Consider the following 16,276-nt stretch of genomic DNA (forward strand, 5'->3'; position numbering starts at 1 on the left):
ATAAGTATTCAAACAGCGTGGCTTGCGTCGCGCTGTTTGGCTGTTCAATCAGTGCTTTAAGCTTTTGCCAGATAATTTTGCATTTCTTCTGCTGGAACCATCCCACCACCCGTTCCCCATACAATATGATTGGCTTGCTGTAACTGCGGTTCAGTAAATTGATGCAAATCGATATAAGCTTGATGGTTGCTGATTAAAATTGGCCCTAACATACCTGCGAGCGCAGAAGGTTCAAGTTTCAGGTTTTCAGACTGGTTGAGCATTCCGAGCAAGCGATACATGGTTGGGTCATCCAGTGTATAAAAACCATCTAATAATCGTTGCATGGCACGACCAACAAAGCCAGAAGCGCGGCCCACAGCAAGGCCATCTGCCGCCGTAATATTATCAATGCCAATGTCCTGAACTGAAATTTCATCATGTAAACCAGTTGATACGCCGAGTAACATACATGGGGAATGAGTAGGTTCGGCAAAGATACAATGTACATGATCGCCAAAAGCCATTTTTAGGCCAAATGCAACGCCACCAGGCCCGCCACCCACACCGCAAGGCAAATAAACAAATAAAGGATGTGCTTGATCCACAACAATACGCTGTTGATCTAACTGTTTCTTTAAACGTTCACCCGCAACGGCATAGCCTAAGAACAGGGTTTTAGAGTTTTCATCATCAATAAAAAAACAATTTGGATTTTCTAATGCTGCCTTTCGGCCTGCTTCTACAGCAACACCGTAGTCTTGTTCGTACTCAATCACGGTTACACCATGCGCACGTAACTTATCTTTCTTCCATTGTCGTGCATCGGCTGACATATGCACGGTCACATCAAAACCCAACTGTGCGCTCATGATACCAATCGAGAGACCAAGATTGCCTGTTGAGCCGACCGCAATGCTGTATTGACTAAAAAACGCTCTAAATTCTGGACTATTCAGTTTGGCATAATCATCGTCAAGAGTGAGCAAATTGGCTTGTAGCGCAAGCTGCTCGGCTCGATAAAGTACCTCATAGATACCACCTCGTGCCTTAATTGATCCCGAAATAGGGAGATGACTATCTTTTTTCAACCATAGTTTGCCTGCAATTTTTTGCTCGAAGTGCGTTTCAAGTGATTGCTGCATATTCGGGATATCGATCAGATCAGACTCAATGATGCCTTGAGCTGCAAGGGTTTCTGGAAAAACAGCTATGAGGTAGGGTGCAAAACGCTGTAAACGGTCGCGAGCATCATCAATATCGGCTTGTGTCAGCCCAACATAGGGCAAGCCTTGCTCAAGCGTGGTGAATGACGGGTTAAACCAGATTGTCTCTTTAAGTTCAATCAGGTCTTTAACAATGGGATAGTGTGTAACAAGGTTTTGAATTTGATTCGAATCCATTCGGTTTCTCATAAAATTTTACATACATCAATAACAGCGAATTGCCCAAAGCGATTCTATGCATTTGGATAAGTCTTCCAGTATGCTTAAGATTAAACCAAGAACAATGATTTTTCACGTTTTTAATGCAGACTTTTGCTGAATGATATTATTTGATTGGAGATTAACTTTTGTTAATTTCTGACTAGTGCACTTGACCTTTATTAAAATGAGTTCTATTTTGGAACTTAATTGATTTTTGACCATATCAGGCTTGTCTAATCAGGACTAGAATTAACTCAACTATGGTTTGAGAACTGAGAAAAATAAAAGGAACAGGAGTTTCATATGTTTGCGATTCGTTACCAACAGATTCCATTGCAATTTTTATTTGAACATCGGGCAACTTTGGCAGGACTTGGAAAAATAGGCTTACGTAGTCTTAAAAAAACAAAGATTGCTCCAGTGGACTGGCAGTCATTAGCATCGATGAATGAAGTGATTGACCCACCAAGCCTTGAATTGATAGACCACTATGTACAATGGAGTGGTGCTGAACTGACTAAATATCAAGACACCATCCCACCGCATATGGTGTCACAATGGGGACTTTCGTTTGCAACGCGATTATTGCTGCAAACTCATTACCCATTGAGTCAAGTCATCAATCAGGGCGTCAGCCTGAAAATTCATGGCAAGCTTCCACGAGATCAAAAGTTGCTGATCCAAGCCAAGATTGCCAATGTCGATGAACGTAATGGACTAGCGCGTGTTTCCGTGCAAATTACCACAGGTACAATCACACAACCTGAGTTAGTCGAAACAGTGCTGCATATGGCATTTATTCTGCCGCATTTTGAGAAAACTAAACGTGTAGAAACAGCAGATCATAAAACTTGGCAGCGTTTAGGTGAATGGTCTGCGGCAGCGGATGATGGTTTGAAATTTGCCTTATTAACAGGCGACTTTAATCCGATTCATTGGATTACACCATTAGCCAAACTATCAAACTTTGGTCAAAAAGTGCTGCATGGCTTTGGTGTGTTTGCACGTAGCTTTGAATTGTTGCCTGAAACAATACAGCAAATCGATATTCGATTCCTCAAACCAGTTAAACTTCCTTCAGAACATAATCGAGTTGAAACCAGTACTGAGCAGATGCAAAAGTATGTCCGTGTTGTCGGTTCGGCAGGGCAAATCTGTTTAATGGGTCAATATTCATAAAATAATAAGGTGAGAAAAATGACGACTGCTACAGCAATCAAACAGGATGTAACCGCTTGTATTCTATGTTCACGTAATTGCGGACTCAGTGTAGAAATTGAAGATAATCAGTTCAAGAAAATTAGAGGCGATGATGATCATCCTTTCTCGCAAGGTTATATCTGTCAAAAAGCCGCACGTTTACAGCATTACCAACAACATGCTGATCGTTTAACCACTCCGTTAAAACGTCAGTCAGATGGTTCCTATCAAGAGATTAGTTGGGATCAAGCTATTCAGGAAATTGCTGAGCAGCTTGTACAGATTCGAAATATCCATGGTGGAACTGCATTTGCATCGGTTGGTGGTGGTGGTCAGGGCAATCACTTGGGTGCAGCCTATGGTCGTCAGTTGCTCTACGCCATGAAAAGTTTCTATGCCTACAACTCTTTGGCGCAGGAAAAAACAGGTGATTTCTGGGTGAATGGACGTCTGTTTGGCAGTCAAGCTTGTCATACCACTGAAGATGTGGAATATGCAGATTATGTGCTGTTTATCGGAACCAATCCTTTTCAGGCGCACGGTATTCCAAATGCCAGAGATACCTTAAAACATATCAGAAAAGATCCAAACCGAACCATGGTGGTGTTTGATCCACGCGTGACCGAAACGGCTAAGCAAGCCGATATTCATGTGCAATTAAAACCAGGAACCGATGCTTATCTGATGTCAGCTATGATCGCGATCATGCTGAAAGAAGAGTTATATGATCAGCAGTTTATTCAGCAGCATACGCATGGCTTTGATCAGATTAAACAGGCTTTTCTAGCGATTCCAATCGAAGAATATATTCAGAAAGCCGATGTTTCAGTCGAACTGATTTACCAGATTGCCCGTGATTTTGCTCAAGCACATCGTGCGTGTGTCCGGATTGACCTTGGTATTCAACACACCTTAAATACCACTTTAAATGGTTATTTGGAAAAGCTTTTATATTTACTCACAGGAAATTTTGGTAAACAAGGTGCTAATAATCTACATACCATGTTTATTCCCATCCTAAGCAATACCGATGAGCGTAATCCTAAATATCGCCGTACCGTACATCATAAAATGTTCCCGATTTCAGGTTTTTTTCCTCCGAATATATTGCCCGATGAAATCTTAAAAGCGGGCGAGAAACGGGTTCGTGCGGTGTTTGTGGACAGCTGTAATCCTTTGTTGACCTATCCTGATACCGCAGCATATGAGCAAGCATTCCAGTCACTTGAGCTATTGGTGGTAGTCGATGTGGCCATGACTGAAACAGCACGTTTAGCGCATTATGTGTTGCCTGCACATAGCCAATTTGAAAAGTGGGAATTCACAGGCTTTAATCTGGAATTTCCGAAGAATGGCTTTCATTTACGCCATCCACTTTTTAAAGCACAAGGTAATAGCCTGCCTGAAGCCGAGATCTACACGCGCTTGCTTGAAGCCATGCAGGTGATCCCTCGGCAGTTTCCGATATTGAATAAAATTGCAGAAAAAGATTCGGCCAATACCGCGTATCTTGCTTACTTCGGTGCGCTAGGGGTCAGTTTTGCGAAAAATAAAAAGTTAATTCCCTATGCGGCATCCATTGTATATCGTACCTTGGGTAAGACTTTGCCGAATGATGCCGCATCTACCGCGCTGTTATTACCCTTATGTATGCAATATGCAGCTCAACATTATCAAGCGGTTAAGCAAGCAGGATACGAAGGTAATCGATTTAATCTGGGGGTAAAATTATTCCAGACCATTTTGCAGCAACGTTCAGGTGTGGTGTTATCACAACATGACTATGCTGATGTGTGGAGCTTGATTGCTTATAAAGACAAGAAAATTCGTTTGGCGATTCCTGAGATGTTTATCGAGTTAGCACAGTTAAAACAACAGTCTTTGACCTTAACCGATGCATATCCTTTCATTTTGCTTGCGGGTGAACGTCGTAGTTATAACGCCAATCAAATTTATCGTGATCCTGCATGGCGTAAAGTTGATGCTGAAGGTCGTTTGAGAATGAATCCTGATGATGCATTGAGTTTTGGCGTTGAAACAGGTCATGTACTGCACTGTATTTCTGAGCACGGCAAGATTCAAGTGACGGTCGAACTTGATGAGGGAATGCGCAAAGGCGTGGTGTCGTTACCGCATGGATACGGATTACGCTATCGAGGTGGAGAGCCGATTGGGCCACAATTGAATCGTCTTACTTCTGCTCAGCATTGTGATCCATTATCCAAGACACCATATCATAAATATGTGCCTGTACGTTTAGAGCGACTCACAGCTTAGACGATTAGCCTATTGATATTTTTGCTTAAATGCACCAAATTCTTTCATATTAGTTAAATCATGTTTGAAATTGGTGCAATATAAACTGAACAAAAATATGCTGACAGGTGCAATTTTTATTTGTAGATTGAAAGTGTGACTTATTCAATTAAATAAGCAACATCATCATAAAGTTGCTGTGTGATTGGAATAATTATTGCAATAAAAAATAATTCACTGTGATGAGTACAACAAGGATGCACAGAAGCTGTGCTAAGCCCAGTCAAAAGATTCACAAAATGAGTGCGTATGATGAAGCATGAGAGACCTGAAACGAGCTTAGCGATCTTGCAAGATCAGTATGGTCGTATTAAGCGTAAGTTACGGATTTCCGTGACCGACCGCTGTAATTTCAAATGCGTTTATTGTATGCCTGAGCATCCACAATGGATGAAAAAGCACGATTTACTCAGTTTCGAGGCACTGTTTATTTTCTGTCAATATATGGTTGGACAGGGCATTGAAAATATCCGTATCACTGGTGGTGAGCCTTTGATGCGTCAAGGTGTGGTGCATTTTATCCGTGATTTGCAAAGTTTAAGAGCTTTGGGGCTAAAACGTATTTCAATCACCACCAATGGACATTATCTGGGCAAGTATGCAGAACAATTAAAACAAGCAGGTTTGGATGATCTAAATATCAGTCTGGATAGCCTTGATCCGCTTCAATTTAAACAACTGACTAAAAAAGAGCTTGCCCCTGTATTTGCTGGTATTGAAGCCGCAACAAAAGCTGGTCTACCGTTCAAAATTAATTGTGTATTGATGCAAGGTCAGAATGATGACCAAATTGTGCCGATGGTGAAATGGGCCAAACAACATAATATTCCGTTGCGTTTTATCGAGTTTATGCCGCTGGATGGTGATCAGCACTGGACAGATCAAGCCGTGGTCAGTGAAGCGGAAATCTTAAAGCAGCTCTCAGCGTATTATGACATTCAGGTCTTAGAACAACAGCATGAACCTGCACGGCTCTATCAGCTTGATGGCCAATATAAACTCGGTATTATTTCAACCATTACCCATTCATTTTGTGGGGACTGTGATCGAATTCGACTGACGGCTCAAGGTGAGTTATATAATTGTTTATTTGCAAAACAAGGTCTAAATATAAAACCTGATCTGCAACAGGCAATCAAACAAAAAGCTGAGCTCAAATCGTTAGCATTCCATCAACTTGATCAAAAAATTAAGCCTTATATTTGGAAGAAAGCGCAGGGTTATCATGCAATACAACATCAGCAAGTACGTAAAATTAGTATGCATATGCTTGGTGGTTAGTGAGGGAAGTTGTTTGGAGAAAATATGCAAACCATTGAGATAAAAATAGAAGCCTTTGGTGCAATTGAACGGTTATTACCCAAAGCGCTGGCATTTGAGTTTGCAAAAGACCAAATGGTCAAAGATGTACTGTCACATATTACTAATCTTTATCCAGATGCCAGCCCCACGATGGAAAAATGCGCCTGTGCGATTGGTGAGGATATCGTGACACGTCAAACTGCATTAGCTACATCCTGTACTTTAGTTTTGTTGTCGCCAGTGGCGGGAGGATAAATATGCGTGAATTTGCCCGCGTCCAAGATCAGGCTTTAAGCCTCGATCACTTTGATCCGATTCAATCATTTCCTGAATGTGGCGGGGTTGATATTTTTATTGGAACTGTGCGTAATCACCATGAAGGAAAAGCGGTTAAAGCACTGAAATATACCTCTTATACGCCTGTCGCAGAAAAGATGATTCGCGCAATTGAACAGGAAATCAAAGATAAATATCAGGTTTCTTATGTACGTGTCATGCATCGGATCGGTTACTTGGATGTCAGTGAAACCGCGATTATCGCGATTGCCTATGCAGCACATCGCCGTGAAGCCTTTCAAGCCTGTGAAGAGGCAGTAGAGCGGGTCAAACATGAAGTGCCGATCTGGAAAGAAGAGTTTTTTATGGATGGCACCAGTCAATATGTAGAAGGCTGTTGTATTCGTAAAGATCAAACCGATGATGTTCAAGCGAAAATCCCCCTAAGTCCCCCTTTATTAAAGAGGGATTTACCCGTGCATCACCATGAAAATTGTAGCCATGAGCATACACACGAATAAAGCGTCAGGAAGTTAAAATGAAAAATGTTGGGATGAAACCCGAGAGTTATCGTGTTGCAGAAGCACAAGCGATTTTACATGCGCCAGCGCATTGCATTCAGTTATTGCGAGATGGTAATACCGAAAAAGGCGATGCCTTAAAAACGGCACGTATTGCAGGGATTCTAGCGGCTAAACGTACCGATGAGCTGATTCCACTCTGCCATCCATTGCCGATTTACCGCGCTGATGTTGATTATGATCTAAATGACGACCATGTGGTGATTCTGACCACAGTTGAAACCATTGGCCCAACAGGTGTGGAAATGGAAGCTCTAACGGCTGCGAGCTTAGCGGGCTTAACCTTATATGACATGTTAAAACCGCACTGTGAGCCAGAAGAACTGTGTTTAGATCAGTGTAAATTGCTCAAGAAAAAGGGTGGAAAATCACACTTTAAACGTACGTTGCGCCAACCTGTTTCAGCGGCTGTAATTGTACTGTCAGATACAGTTGCAGCGGGTCGTAAACCCGATACCGCAGGTAGGTCCGTGGTTGAGACTTTGACTGAAGCAGGCTTTGATCCGATTCATTATCAGATTTTGCCTGATGAAGCTGATCAGCTCAAAGATTTAGTGTTAGAGCTGACCAAATCTTATGCATGCATTATGACGGTCGGAGGTACTGGTATTGGTAGGCGGGATATCACTGTAGATACCCTAGAACCACTATTAGAACGCAAACTCGACGGCTTAATGGAGGCGGCACGTTCATTTGGACAAAAACGCACGCCATATGCAGCCATGTCACGCGGTGTTGCAGGCTTTATTGATCGCTCATTGTTGGTGACTTTACCAGGAAGTCGTGGTGGTGCGAGTGAATCGATGGCTGCCATTTTACCAGCCCTCGTCCATATTTTTGATGTATGTCGTGATTTACCACATCCAGGAGGTTATGAATAATGTCAGGATGTGGTGCTGAAAAAGGTTTGATCAGTATTGATGAGGCATTAGCGTTGGTGCAAACCCAACCGAAAGCTTTAAAGATTGAGACATTGTCTTTAGCCGATAGTCTGAATCGCTATTTAGCCAAAGCTGTCTGTTCAAATGTGGATCTACCGAGTTTCTCACAAAGTGCTGTCGATGGTTATGCACTGAATAGTGCTGCCGATCATCTGCAAGATGCAGTCTTTGACGTGATTGGTGAAATTAAAGCGGGTAGTGAATCTGATTATCAGCTCAAAGATGGGCAAGCGATTCGTATTTTTACAGGCGGGAAAACACCTGAGGGAACAACGCATGTTGCTCGACAAGAAATTGTCGTCGTTGAAGCCAATCAAACCATTCGCTTGACTGAACACATTCAGCCTCAAGCGGATATTCGTTTTGTCGGTGAAGAAGTGCAACGGGGTCAGCAATTGGCGGATGTTGGACAACGAATCAATATTGGTGCACTGGCAGCGCTAAGTATGGCGGGTGTGCAAAGTATTGATGTTTTTCAATCACCTAAAGTGGTTGTGGTCATTACAGGGGATGAAGTTGCTGAAACTCCTGAGGACTTGCAGGCAGGGAAAGTTTTTGATGCCAATGGCCCATTACTGAAAGCTTGGTTGCAAGACTATGGCATAGATGCGGAAATCTTACATATTGTAGATGAAGCCGCAGAGGTGATGCAGTGTTTTGAGCGCTTAAAACAACAATATGATCTGATCATAACCACGGGTGGTGTTTCTGTTGGCGATTATGATTTTGTTCGCCCATGTGCATTTGAAACAGGTTTTGAACAAATCTTTTGGAAGGTAAAACAAAAACCCGGAAAGCCATTATTCTTTGCCGAATACACACAGCAAGATAATCGTTGCTATTTGTTGGGTTTACCCGGCAATCCTGCCGCAGTGTATGTGTGTATGCAAGTCTATGGCAAAGCTTTGCTTGATGCCTTGCAGAACCAACGCCAACCCTTGCAGTGGTTGAGTGGCGTACTGACACATGATTTGAAGTCAGACGCACGAGAACGTTTCTTAAGAATGCATGCTTATTTTGATCAAGGGCAGCTCAAGCTACAAAGCTTAGCGAAGCAACAATCACATATGCTGAGCAACTTAATGCAAGCAAATAGTCTGGTACGTATCCCAGCCAATACGAAATTAGAAGCAGGACAAATCCTTTCTGGGCTATTCATTTACAACTAAATTGTTTTGATGAATTTATGTAAAATGACTGAATATTGGTATTTTTAGCCAAGTGCCAATATTGCATCTGATGGATAAGGTGGTTTAGTGTATATTTTATATTGTTTAGTTTCTAAACATGACGGTTCAAGACATAGATGTCTTTTAAATAAAACTTTAAAAAAATGATTAGGTGATAATAATGAAATGGGACGAAATTGGCGACCAGCCATGTTCAGTGGCGAGGACGCTTTCAGTATTGGGTGATCGTTGGACAATGCTCATCTTACGTAACGCATTTATGGGTATACGCCGTTTTGATGATTTTCAGCGTAGTTTAGGACTGACACGTCATGTACTTTCAGAGCGTTTAAAGCGTTTGGTCGAGCATGGGATTTTGACTAAAGTGCCGTATGTTGATCGTCAAGAGCGTTTTGAATATCAATTGACAGACAAGGGTTTAGATCTCTATCCAATCATTCTCTCGATGGTGCAGTGGGCCGATAAATGGATGGATATGGGACTGGGCAAACCTGTTGAATTTACCCATAAAACCTGTGGCAGAAAAATCAACCCCAAAGTGGTGTGTTCTGAGTGTGATGAACCGATTCAAGCCAAAGATGTTCGTGTCGCGGCTGGACCCGGCTATTTCGCTTTTATCGAGCAAAAAAAGCAAAGTGCTTGATTTATAAATTTTGTCGTTCTGTCTCTTGTTGAATGGCATGAGATAGAACCTCAAAAACTTTGGGTTGCAGTGATTGCGCCACATTAAAACGAATAAAGTTTTTGAAATTTTGGCTCTGGCTAAATGCATTTCCTGGAGCCAAAATCACGCCATTGTCTAAGCAGCGCTGTGCAATACGTGCTGTATCGAAGTGGTGTGGTAATTCACACCATACAAATATCCCAGCAGTGGGTTTAACCCAGATGTTGATTTCTAGTTTCTCAAGTTGTTTGATTGTTGCATCCATTGCTTTAGACAAACGGACCTTTAATTCTTCTAGATATTTACGATAATTTCCATCAGTTAATGCAGCATACAAAATTTCTGAAGATAAATTACTCCCTCCAAAGCAAGTCGCGATTTTGATATCAGTTAAATCTTCAATCCATTCTGTTTTGGTTGCAATGTATCCTGTACGGACTGAGCCAGATAAAGTTTTTGAAAAACTGCCGATGTGAATGACACGAGATAAGCCATCCAAAGCTGCGAGACGAGGGGCACTATGCAATTCTAAATCTGCAAAAATATCATCTTCAATGACAATCAAATTAGATTGCTCAACCAGTTTTAACACCTGATAAGCCGTTGATGCCGTTAACACAGCACCAGTCGGGTTGTGAATGCCTGAGTTGGTAATGTAGAGGCGTGGATTGTAGTTTTGGATTGCCTGCGAAAATGCTTCAAGATCAGGTCCAGTCGGCGTATAAGGCACACCGATGATTTGTATCTGATGAACTTTGAGTAGGGCATGAAAGTTGAAATAACAGGGATCATCAACCAGAACTACATCGTTCGGTTTAAGAAAATAACGACAAATTAAATCGATCGCCTGCGTACCTGAATCTGTCAATAAGATCTGATTTGGACGCGCTTCAATGCCTTTGCTCAAGATTCTTCTTGAAAGTAATTCACGTAAAGGTGCTAGGCCTAAAGGTGTTGAGTAATCAGTCAAAATGTTGGAAGTGGCTTTAGATATCTTACGAATGGCTTTGCGGATATTTTCGTGTGGCATCCAGTCATCAGGTAACCAACCACATCCTGGTTTTAATACATCTGGCTTTGCTTCCAAAGCTTGTCTAGAAATCCAGAGTGGATCAATACTTCGATCAATCTTTGGATAGATTTCAGAGATAGACAAGGGTGCAAGTGGTCCTGCAACAAAAAAGCCCGATCCTGTTTTAGCTTCAATAATCCCTTGAGAGGCAAGACGTTCATAAGCTTCAACAATGGTTGAAACAGATAAATGCAGCAAGCCAGCTAAAGCGCGAACTGAAGGTAGACGAGAACCTGGCAGTAAAGAGCGGGTTTTGATTTGCTCCTGAATGTGCTGGATCACGAAATCAATTTTTGTACTTTTCATCTCGATCTATCTTTAAACTGTATGGGGTAGTAAGCCAATACGGTTATTTGGAATTGTACTGTACTGTGTATGGTGCTTAAACCATATCACAGTTTAAATTCTTCATATAGATTTGGAGAATTTAAATGAAAACTTTAAGTCGTGGTTGGATGAATGGTCTGATCGGTGTGATTATTTTTGCCGGTTCACTACCAGCCACACGCGTTGCGGTTATGGATTTTAGCCCTACCTTTTTAACTGCTGCTCGTGCCGCAATCGCGGGTCTTCTTGGTTTGGCCTTGATTTTATTATCACGTCAGCAATTACCAACACGAAAAGATTGGTTGCCATTATTTTATGTTGCGATTGGGGTTGTAGTTGGCTTTCCGTTATTTACAGCATTAGCACTTCAATATGTCAGTGCTGCACACACCATTGTCTTTGTAGGCTTATTGCCTTTGGCGACTGCTATTTTTGGTGTGCTACGAGGTGGAGAAAGACCGAATTTCGTATTTTGGTTATTCGCAGTTTTAGGTGCTTCACTGGTTTTTGGGTATATGTTAGTCCAAACAGGGAGTTGGGCCTTTAACTATGGTGATATTTTCATGTTATTGGCAATTATATTCTGTGGTTTTGGTTATGCCGAAGGCGGAAAACTCTCTAAACATTTGGGAGGGTGGCAGGTGATTTGCTGGGCATTGATTATTACATTGCCGATCATGCTGCTCATTTCATATCTCTATATGCCTATGAGCTTTGATCAAATTTCAACATCGGCAAAACTTGGTTTGGCCTATGTGTCTTTATTTAGTATGCTGATTGGTTTTTTCTTTTGGTATAAGGGCTTGGCACAAGGTGGGATTGCAACTGTTGGGCAACTCCAGCTGTTGCAACCGATCTTTGGTTTGGCGATTGCCGCAGTCTTATTACATGAACAAGTAAGTCCTGCCATGTTTGGCGTCACGATTGCAGTAATTGCCTGTGTTGCTTGTGCCAAGAAATTTGCGTAAATAAAAAATTATAAACAATTTGCAGGTTTAGGTACGCCAGCTAAACGACTTAAATGTCGAGCGACTAAACCTGTATTAAATTTCTGCTGTAATGCTGCATTATCAATTTCAGGACTGACGGTTTTCATTAAAAACTTAATCAGCGGACGTGTTGCAGGTGAATGTCCAAATTGCTGATAAAACTGGCGTACTGCATAAAGAATCTCAAAATGCCAGTCGGTTAACTGCAAATCTAAAGACTTCGCTAATTCTTGTGCAACGTCTTGATTCCAAATGGTGTAATCAACTAAATGGCCGTCTTGGTCTAACTCTAACTGCATAAAATAGCCTAACAAATTTAAAATGAATTGAAGATGTCTTATTTCAAAGAAACACAACGTTTGAATTTTAGAGTTAAATCCGCAAATTGTGCATAATCGATCGCTTGAATCCGAGATTTAATTTCATCATCAAGTAAGTTGTGCTCATTTGTTAAACAATAAATGTTGTAATAAGTTGCTGTAATCGCGCTAGGTATTTGAATTGCTGCATTACCCATAATCACAATATAGTCATCAGATTGTGCCATTTTAATTAAATCCGACCAAATTTGATCAGCATTAGATTGCACGAGGAACAGTGTTGTTGCTTGCATGGAGTGGCCTTACCAGTACATTATATGATCAAATGATTGAATGAATTCAGAACAGAGATCAACAAATTCAATTTCCTGTTCTGTATTTTTAACAGCGTTAAGTTCTTGATTTTTTGATTCAATTAAAATTGGGGTTAAATCATAGAACTCAAAACTTTCAACCAAGTTGGATGCAATTTTAAACTCGTGTAAAAGTTGATCAAATTCTAATTTATTATCCAATAAGTTAATTGCTGCACATTTTAATAATACTTTGACAGAAATACCAAAGGTTGCTAAAACCATAGTAGCGGACAAGCTTTCATTGATTTGCAAACTTGTTAAGTTAGGTTGAGTTAGAATGACGAGTACAGATTTCACACAATTTACCTTTTCAAAGCAACACGCTAGTAAAGAACTTTAATTAAAATTGAATTAAACGAGAACAGCTTTGTACTGCGTCAGCAAGTTCTCCGAGACCCACAAGTTCAAAGCCATTGGCTAAGTTGTGATGTTGAAGTGAATGACGTTTTGCATTGTCCGCATCAGTGATACCCCGAGCAAGGGCAGCACTGACACAGACAGGGAGTCGGATGCCAAGCTTTTGCCATTCTTGTTTTAAGTTGCGTTGATCATCGGGAAACCACTGTAAGTCATTCGCAACCTGAACACCATCTTGGTAAAAGAAGACACGAACTTCTTCATCCTTATTTTGAAGCGCTTGAGCTAGACCAAAAGCATGCCAAGCCATAATCGACGTAGGAGAGGAAGTAATTAGCAATAGTGTGCTCATGGAATATTCACTATGGTCATAATTGGCAAAAAATGATGGACAGATATAAAGGAAGGTAAGTATACAATGATTTTGCTGACAGGTGGTTTAGGCTTTATTGGTTCACATATTGCTTTGAGCCTTTTGGCTCACGGGCAAGAAATCGTCATTGTGGATAATTTAGCCAATTCGACCTTACAAACTTTAGAACGTTTAGAATATATCTCAGGAATGTATATTCCATTTGCGAAACTTGATGTTCGAAATACACCTGCACTTAATAAAGTTTTTGAACAATATTCCATCGACACTGTGATTCATACTGCCAGTTTTAAATCATTAGAAGAATCTACTTTAAAACCTCTTGAATATTATAATGACAATGTTAGCAGCATTATGAGCCTGTTAAGAGCCATGCAACGCATGGGGGTGAGACAGTTAATCAATTTGTCCAGTCTGGCGGTTTATGGGCAATCAAGTACTGAGCTTAAGGAAGAGACTGAATTTAATTATAAATATTCGAACCCTTATGTTCGATCTCAGCAAATGGTTGAAGATATTATTGCAGATACTTATCGTGTCGATCCCGAGTGGAGGATTGTAAATCTGAGGTTGTCCAATATTGTTGGTGCATTTGAGCATGGTGTGTTAGGTGAGTTTGTCACTCAATTGCCTAAGAATATCGTGCCATTAGCTTTACAAGTTGCTGCTATGCAGCGTGAATGTATTGAATTGCAGAATCAGGCCGCAACTACTGATGGAACTGTTGAGAGAAGCTTTCTGCATGTTTTAGATGCATGTGATGCCATTTTAATGACTCTAAATTGGTTAAGTACGCAGAACAACTGTATGGAGTCATTCAACATCGCACATTCACAACTGACCTCAATTCAAAACTTATTAAATGAAATTGAGAAAGTGACTCAGGCGAAAGTGCATGTTCAGCCCGCAGTATTTCAGCATGATGAGATTGCACAATTAGGTGCAATAATTGATAAGGCAGGGAAGATTCTTAACTGGTCACCAAAACGACCTTTAGCACAGATGATTGAAGATGAATGGCGCTTTTATCTGAATACCTTAAAAGGCAATTAGGATAATGATTATTATTTACAATTATATCTGCTTTGATTAGGATAACGGCAACTAGCCAAAGCATCACTTTGCTTCAGCCCGTGAGAACTTTAACCAAATAGAGTAGAGGTTGTTTATGCAAATGCGAATTGAACACGACACAATGGGTGACATTGAGGTCCCGAATGAAGCCTTATGGGGTGCGCAAACGCAACGAAGTTTACAAAACTTTAAGATTGGTCAAGAACGCTTGCCACGTGCCATGATTCGAGCAATGGGTTTGGTGAAAAAAGCTGCTGCCATTACCAATGCTGAATTAAAACAACTTCCTGAAGATTTAAGCCAATATATCGTTGGTGCTGCTGAAGAGGTAATTGCTGGACAATGGGATGCACAATTTCCATTGGTGGTTTGGCAAACTGGTTCAGGTACGCAAAGCAATATGAACTGTAATGAAGTGATTGCCAATATCGCCAATCAGAAATTAGGTCAAGTATTGGGTGCACAAAAACCAGTTCATCCGAATGATCATGTCAATCGTGCACAATCAACCAATGACTCATTCCCAACTGCAATCCATGTGGCTGCAAGTATTCAAATTAATGAATTACTCATTCCAGCCGTTGCGAAGCTAAAAGATACATTACAGCGTAAGTCAGAAGAATTTGATGATATCGTCAAAATTGGCCGTACCCATTTACAAGATGCGACACCTTTGACCTTGGGCCAAGAATTTAGTGGTTATGTTTCACAATTAGAGCATGGTTTGAAGCGTTTACAACAAGCACTGTCTGGTTTATATGAATTGCCTTTAGGTGGGACAGCGGTTGGTACTGGATTAAATGCACATCCAGATTATGCGGTTAAAGCAGCGGAGCAATTAGCTGAATTAACCGGTCTGCCATTCGTGACAGCACCGAATAAATTTGAAGCGTTGGCTGGTCGTGATGCTGCTGTGTTTGCATCAGGTGCATTAAAAACACTTGCTGCAAGCTTAAATAAAATCGCCAATGATATTCGTTGGTTGGCAAGTGGCCCTCGCTGCGGATTTGGTGAAATTCGTATTCCAGAAAATGAACCTGGTTCAAGTATCATGCCAGGTAAAGTTAATCCGACCCAAAGCGAAGCGATGACCATGGTTGTTGCTCAAGTTTTAGGGAATGACACCACAATTAATATAGCGGGTGCTTCAGGTAACTTTGAGCTCAATGTATTTATGCCCGTGATTGCTTATAACTTACTGCAATCGATTCAATTGTTGGGCGATGCTTGCAATAGCTTTAACGATCACTGTGCAGTGGGTATTGAACCGAATCGTGACAAGATCGATCATTTCTTGCATAACTCATTGATGTTGGTCACTGCATTGAATCCTGTGATTGGCTATGAAAACTCTGCCAAAGTTGCGAAAACGGCTTATAAGGAAAATAAAACCTTAAAGCAGGTCGCGGTTGAACTTGGTTTAGTGACTGCTGAACAATTTGATGAGGTGGTGAAACCTGAAAATATGGTGTCACCGAATAGTAAGTAAGCTTGATTCCTGAATAAGAAATCCCTCTTTAATAGAGGGATTT

Annotated in this window: 17 protein-coding genes; 11 read left to right on the plus strand and 6 right to left on the minus strand. The window is 41.1% G+C overall.

Annotated features, from left to right (window positions below):
* Positions 1 to 56 precede the first annotated feature (56 nt).
* Positions 57 to 1,382 (minus strand): D-serine ammonia-lyase, encoded by a 1,326-nt coding sequence (gene dsdA, locus B2727_RS09690; protein WP_033133044.1) that lies wholly within the window; start codon positions 1,380 to 1,382, stop codon positions 57 to 59.
* Between the two features lie 327 nt (positions 1,383 to 1,709).
* On the opposite strand from dsdA, the gene B2727_RS09695 reads away from it, so the two are divergent.
* The 8 genes from B2727_RS09695 to B2727_RS09730 all read left to right on the plus strand — a co-directional run bounded on the left by B2727_RS09695 (position 1,710) and on the right by B2727_RS09730 (position 9,855).
* A complete protein-coding gene (locus tag B2727_RS09695) occupies positions 1,710 to 2,585 on the plus strand; it encodes a MaoC/PaaZ C-terminal domain-containing protein (protein ID WP_033133045.1) in 876 nt (291 codons plus the stop codon).
* An 18-nt stretch (positions 2,586 to 2,603) separates the two neighbouring features.
* Entirely contained in the window at positions 2,604 to 4,883 is a 2,280-nt protein-coding gene (locus B2727_RS09700; protein ID WP_033133046.1) for a molybdopterin-dependent oxidoreductase, read from the plus strand.
* A 282-nt stretch (positions 4,884 to 5,165) separates the two neighbouring features.
* A complete protein-coding gene (moaA, locus tag B2727_RS09705; RefSeq protein ID WP_374755506.1) occupies positions 5,166 to 6,203 on the plus strand; it encodes a GTP 3',8-cyclase MoaA in 1,038 nt (345 codons plus the stop codon).
* A gap of 24 nt (positions 6,204 to 6,227) precedes the next feature.
* Positions 6,228 to 6,479, plus strand: coding sequence for a MoaD/ThiS family protein (locus B2727_RS09710; protein ID WP_033133048.1), 252 nt, complete (start codon positions 6,228 to 6,230; stop codon positions 6,477 to 6,479).
* 2 nt (positions 6,480 to 6,481) lie between these two features.
* Positions 6,482 to 7,021 carry a molybdenum cofactor biosynthesis protein MoaE gene (locus B2727_RS09715; protein WP_033133049.1) on the plus strand — a complete coding sequence of 180 codons (540 nt, stop codon included), beginning with the start codon at positions 6,482 to 6,484 and terminating at the stop codon, positions 7,019 to 7,021.
* Between the two features lie 17 nt (positions 7,022 to 7,038).
* Entirely contained in the window at positions 7,039 to 7,962 is a 924-nt protein-coding gene (gene moaCB / locus B2727_RS09720) for a bifunctional molybdenum cofactor biosynthesis protein MoaC/MoaB (protein ID WP_033133050.1), read from the plus strand.
* Positions 7,962 to 9,191: a molybdopterin molybdotransferase MoeA gene (locus B2727_RS09725; protein WP_241345100.1), complete on the plus strand. Its 1,230-nt coding sequence runs from the start codon at positions 7,962 to 7,964 to the stop codon at positions 9,189 to 9,191. Before moaCB ends, B2727_RS09725 begins: the two co-directional genes overlap by 1 nt.
* A gap of 181 nt (positions 9,192 to 9,372) precedes the next feature.
* Entirely contained in the window at positions 9,373 to 9,855 is a 483-nt protein-coding gene (locus B2727_RS09730) for a winged helix-turn-helix transcriptional regulator (protein WP_005203362.1), read from the plus strand.
* Between the two features lies 1 nt (position 9,856).
* Here the strand turns inward: B2727_RS09730 and B2727_RS09735 are convergent, their stop codons facing one another.
* Positions 9,857 to 11,254, minus strand: coding sequence for a PLP-dependent aminotransferase family protein (locus B2727_RS09735; protein WP_033133052.1), 1,398 nt, complete (start codon positions 11,252 to 11,254; stop codon positions 9,857 to 9,859).
* Positions 11,255 to 11,379: 125 nt separating this feature from the next.
* Here B2727_RS09735 and B2727_RS09740 point away from each other — a divergent pair, with 125 nt between their 5' ends.
* Entirely contained in the window at positions 11,380 to 12,243 is an 864-nt protein-coding gene (locus B2727_RS09740; RefSeq protein ID WP_033133053.1) for a DMT family transporter, read from the plus strand.
* An 8-nt stretch (positions 12,244 to 12,251) separates the two neighbouring features.
* Here the strand turns inward: B2727_RS09740 and B2727_RS09745 are convergent, their stop codons facing one another.
* From B2727_RS09745 to tusD, 4 genes are read right to left on the minus strand one after another with little or no spacing between them, the layout of a single operon-like run.
* Positions 12,252 to 12,563, minus strand: coding sequence for a TusE/DsrC/DsvC family sulfur relay protein (locus tag B2727_RS09745; RefSeq protein ID WP_004807454.1), 312 nt, complete (start codon positions 12,561 to 12,563; stop codon positions 12,252 to 12,254).
* A 38-nt stretch (positions 12,564 to 12,601) separates the two neighbouring features.
* The gene (locus B2727_RS09750) at positions 12,602 to 12,877 is read right to left on the minus strand and encodes a hypothetical protein (protein WP_033133054.1); all 276 of its coding nucleotides are present in this window, start codon (positions 12,875 to 12,877) and stop codon (positions 12,602 to 12,604) included.
* A 9-nt stretch (positions 12,878 to 12,886) separates the two neighbouring features.
* Positions 12,887 to 13,237: a hypothetical protein gene (locus B2727_RS09755; protein ID WP_033133055.1), complete on the minus strand. Its 351-nt coding sequence runs from the start codon at positions 13,235 to 13,237 to the stop codon at positions 12,887 to 12,889.
* 43 nt (positions 13,238 to 13,280) lie between these two features.
* Complete coding sequence (gene tusD, locus B2727_RS09760; protein WP_005203370.1) at positions 13,281 to 13,649, minus strand: sulfurtransferase complex subunit TusD; 369 nt, start codon at positions 13,647 to 13,649, stop codon at positions 13,281 to 13,283.
* Between the two features lie 66 nt (positions 13,650 to 13,715).
* Here tusD and B2727_RS09765 point away from each other — a divergent pair, with 66 nt between their 5' ends.
* On the plus strand, positions 13,716 to 14,723 hold the full coding sequence (locus B2727_RS09765) for an NAD-dependent epimerase/dehydratase family protein (RefSeq protein WP_005315793.1): 1,008 nt from the start codon (positions 13,716 to 13,718) through the stop codon (positions 14,721 to 14,723).
* A gap of 115 nt (positions 14,724 to 14,838) precedes the next feature.
* Entirely contained in the window at positions 14,839 to 16,233 is a 1,395-nt protein-coding gene (fumC, locus tag B2727_RS09770; RefSeq protein WP_033133056.1) for a class II fumarate hydratase, read from the plus strand.
* Positions 16,234 to 16,276 lie beyond the last annotated feature (43 nt).

This window comes from Acinetobacter sp. UBA991 (assembly GCF_002292065.1).
Lineage (GTDB): Bacteria > Pseudomonadota > Gammaproteobacteria > Pseudomonadales > Moraxellaceae > Acinetobacter > Acinetobacter higginsii.

Coding starts and splice junctions, on each gene's coding strand:
- B2727_RS09765 (WP_005315793.1), top strand. CDS start 13,716: ATGATTTTGCTGACAGGTGGTTTAGGCTTTATTGGTTCACATATTGCT.
- moaCB (WP_033133050.1), top strand. CDS start 7,039: ATGAAAAATGTTGGGATGAAACCCGAGAGTTATCGTGTTGCAGAAGCA.
- B2727_RS09750 (WP_033133054.1), bottom strand. CDS start 12,877: ATGCAAGCAACAACACTGTTCCTCGTGCAATCTAATGCTGATCAAATT.
- B2727_RS09700 (WP_033133046.1), top strand. CDS start 2,604: ATGACGACTGCTACAGCAATCAAACAGGATGTAACCGCTTGTATTCTA.
- B2727_RS09715 (WP_033133049.1), top strand. CDS start 6,482: ATGCGTGAATTTGCCCGCGTCCAAGATCAGGCTTTAAGCCTCGATCAC.
- B2727_RS09725 (WP_241345100.1), top strand. CDS start 7,962: ATGTCAGGATGTGGTGCTGAAAAAGGTTTGATCAGTATTGATGAGGCA.
- B2727_RS09730 (WP_005203362.1), top strand. CDS start 9,373: ATGAAATGGGACGAAATTGGCGACCAGCCATGTTCAGTGGCGAGGACG.
- B2727_RS09695 (WP_033133045.1), top strand. CDS start 1,710: ATGTTTGCGATTCGTTACCAACAGATTCCATTGCAATTTTTATTTGAA.
- B2727_RS09735 (WP_033133052.1), bottom strand. CDS start 11,254: ATGAAAAGTACAAAAATTGATTTCGTGATCCAGCACATTCAGGAGCAA.
- B2727_RS09740 (WP_033133053.1), top strand. CDS start 11,380: ATGAAAACTTTAAGTCGTGGTTGGATGAATGGTCTGATCGGTGTGATT.
- tusD (WP_005203370.1), bottom strand. CDS start 13,649: ATGAGCACACTATTGCTAATTACTTCCTCTCCTACGTCGATTATGGCT.
- dsdA (WP_033133044.1), bottom strand. CDS start 1,382: ATGGATTCGAATCAAATTCAAAACCTTGTTACACACTATCCCATTGTT.
- B2727_RS09710 (WP_033133048.1), top strand. CDS start 6,228: ATGCAAACCATTGAGATAAAAATAGAAGCCTTTGGTGCAATTGAACGG.
- fumC (WP_033133056.1), top strand. CDS start 14,839: ATGCAAATGCGAATTGAACACGACACAATGGGTGACATTGAGGTCCCG.
- B2727_RS09745 (WP_004807454.1), bottom strand. CDS start 12,563: ATGCAGTTAGAGTTAGACCAAGACGGCCATTTAGTTGATTACACCATT.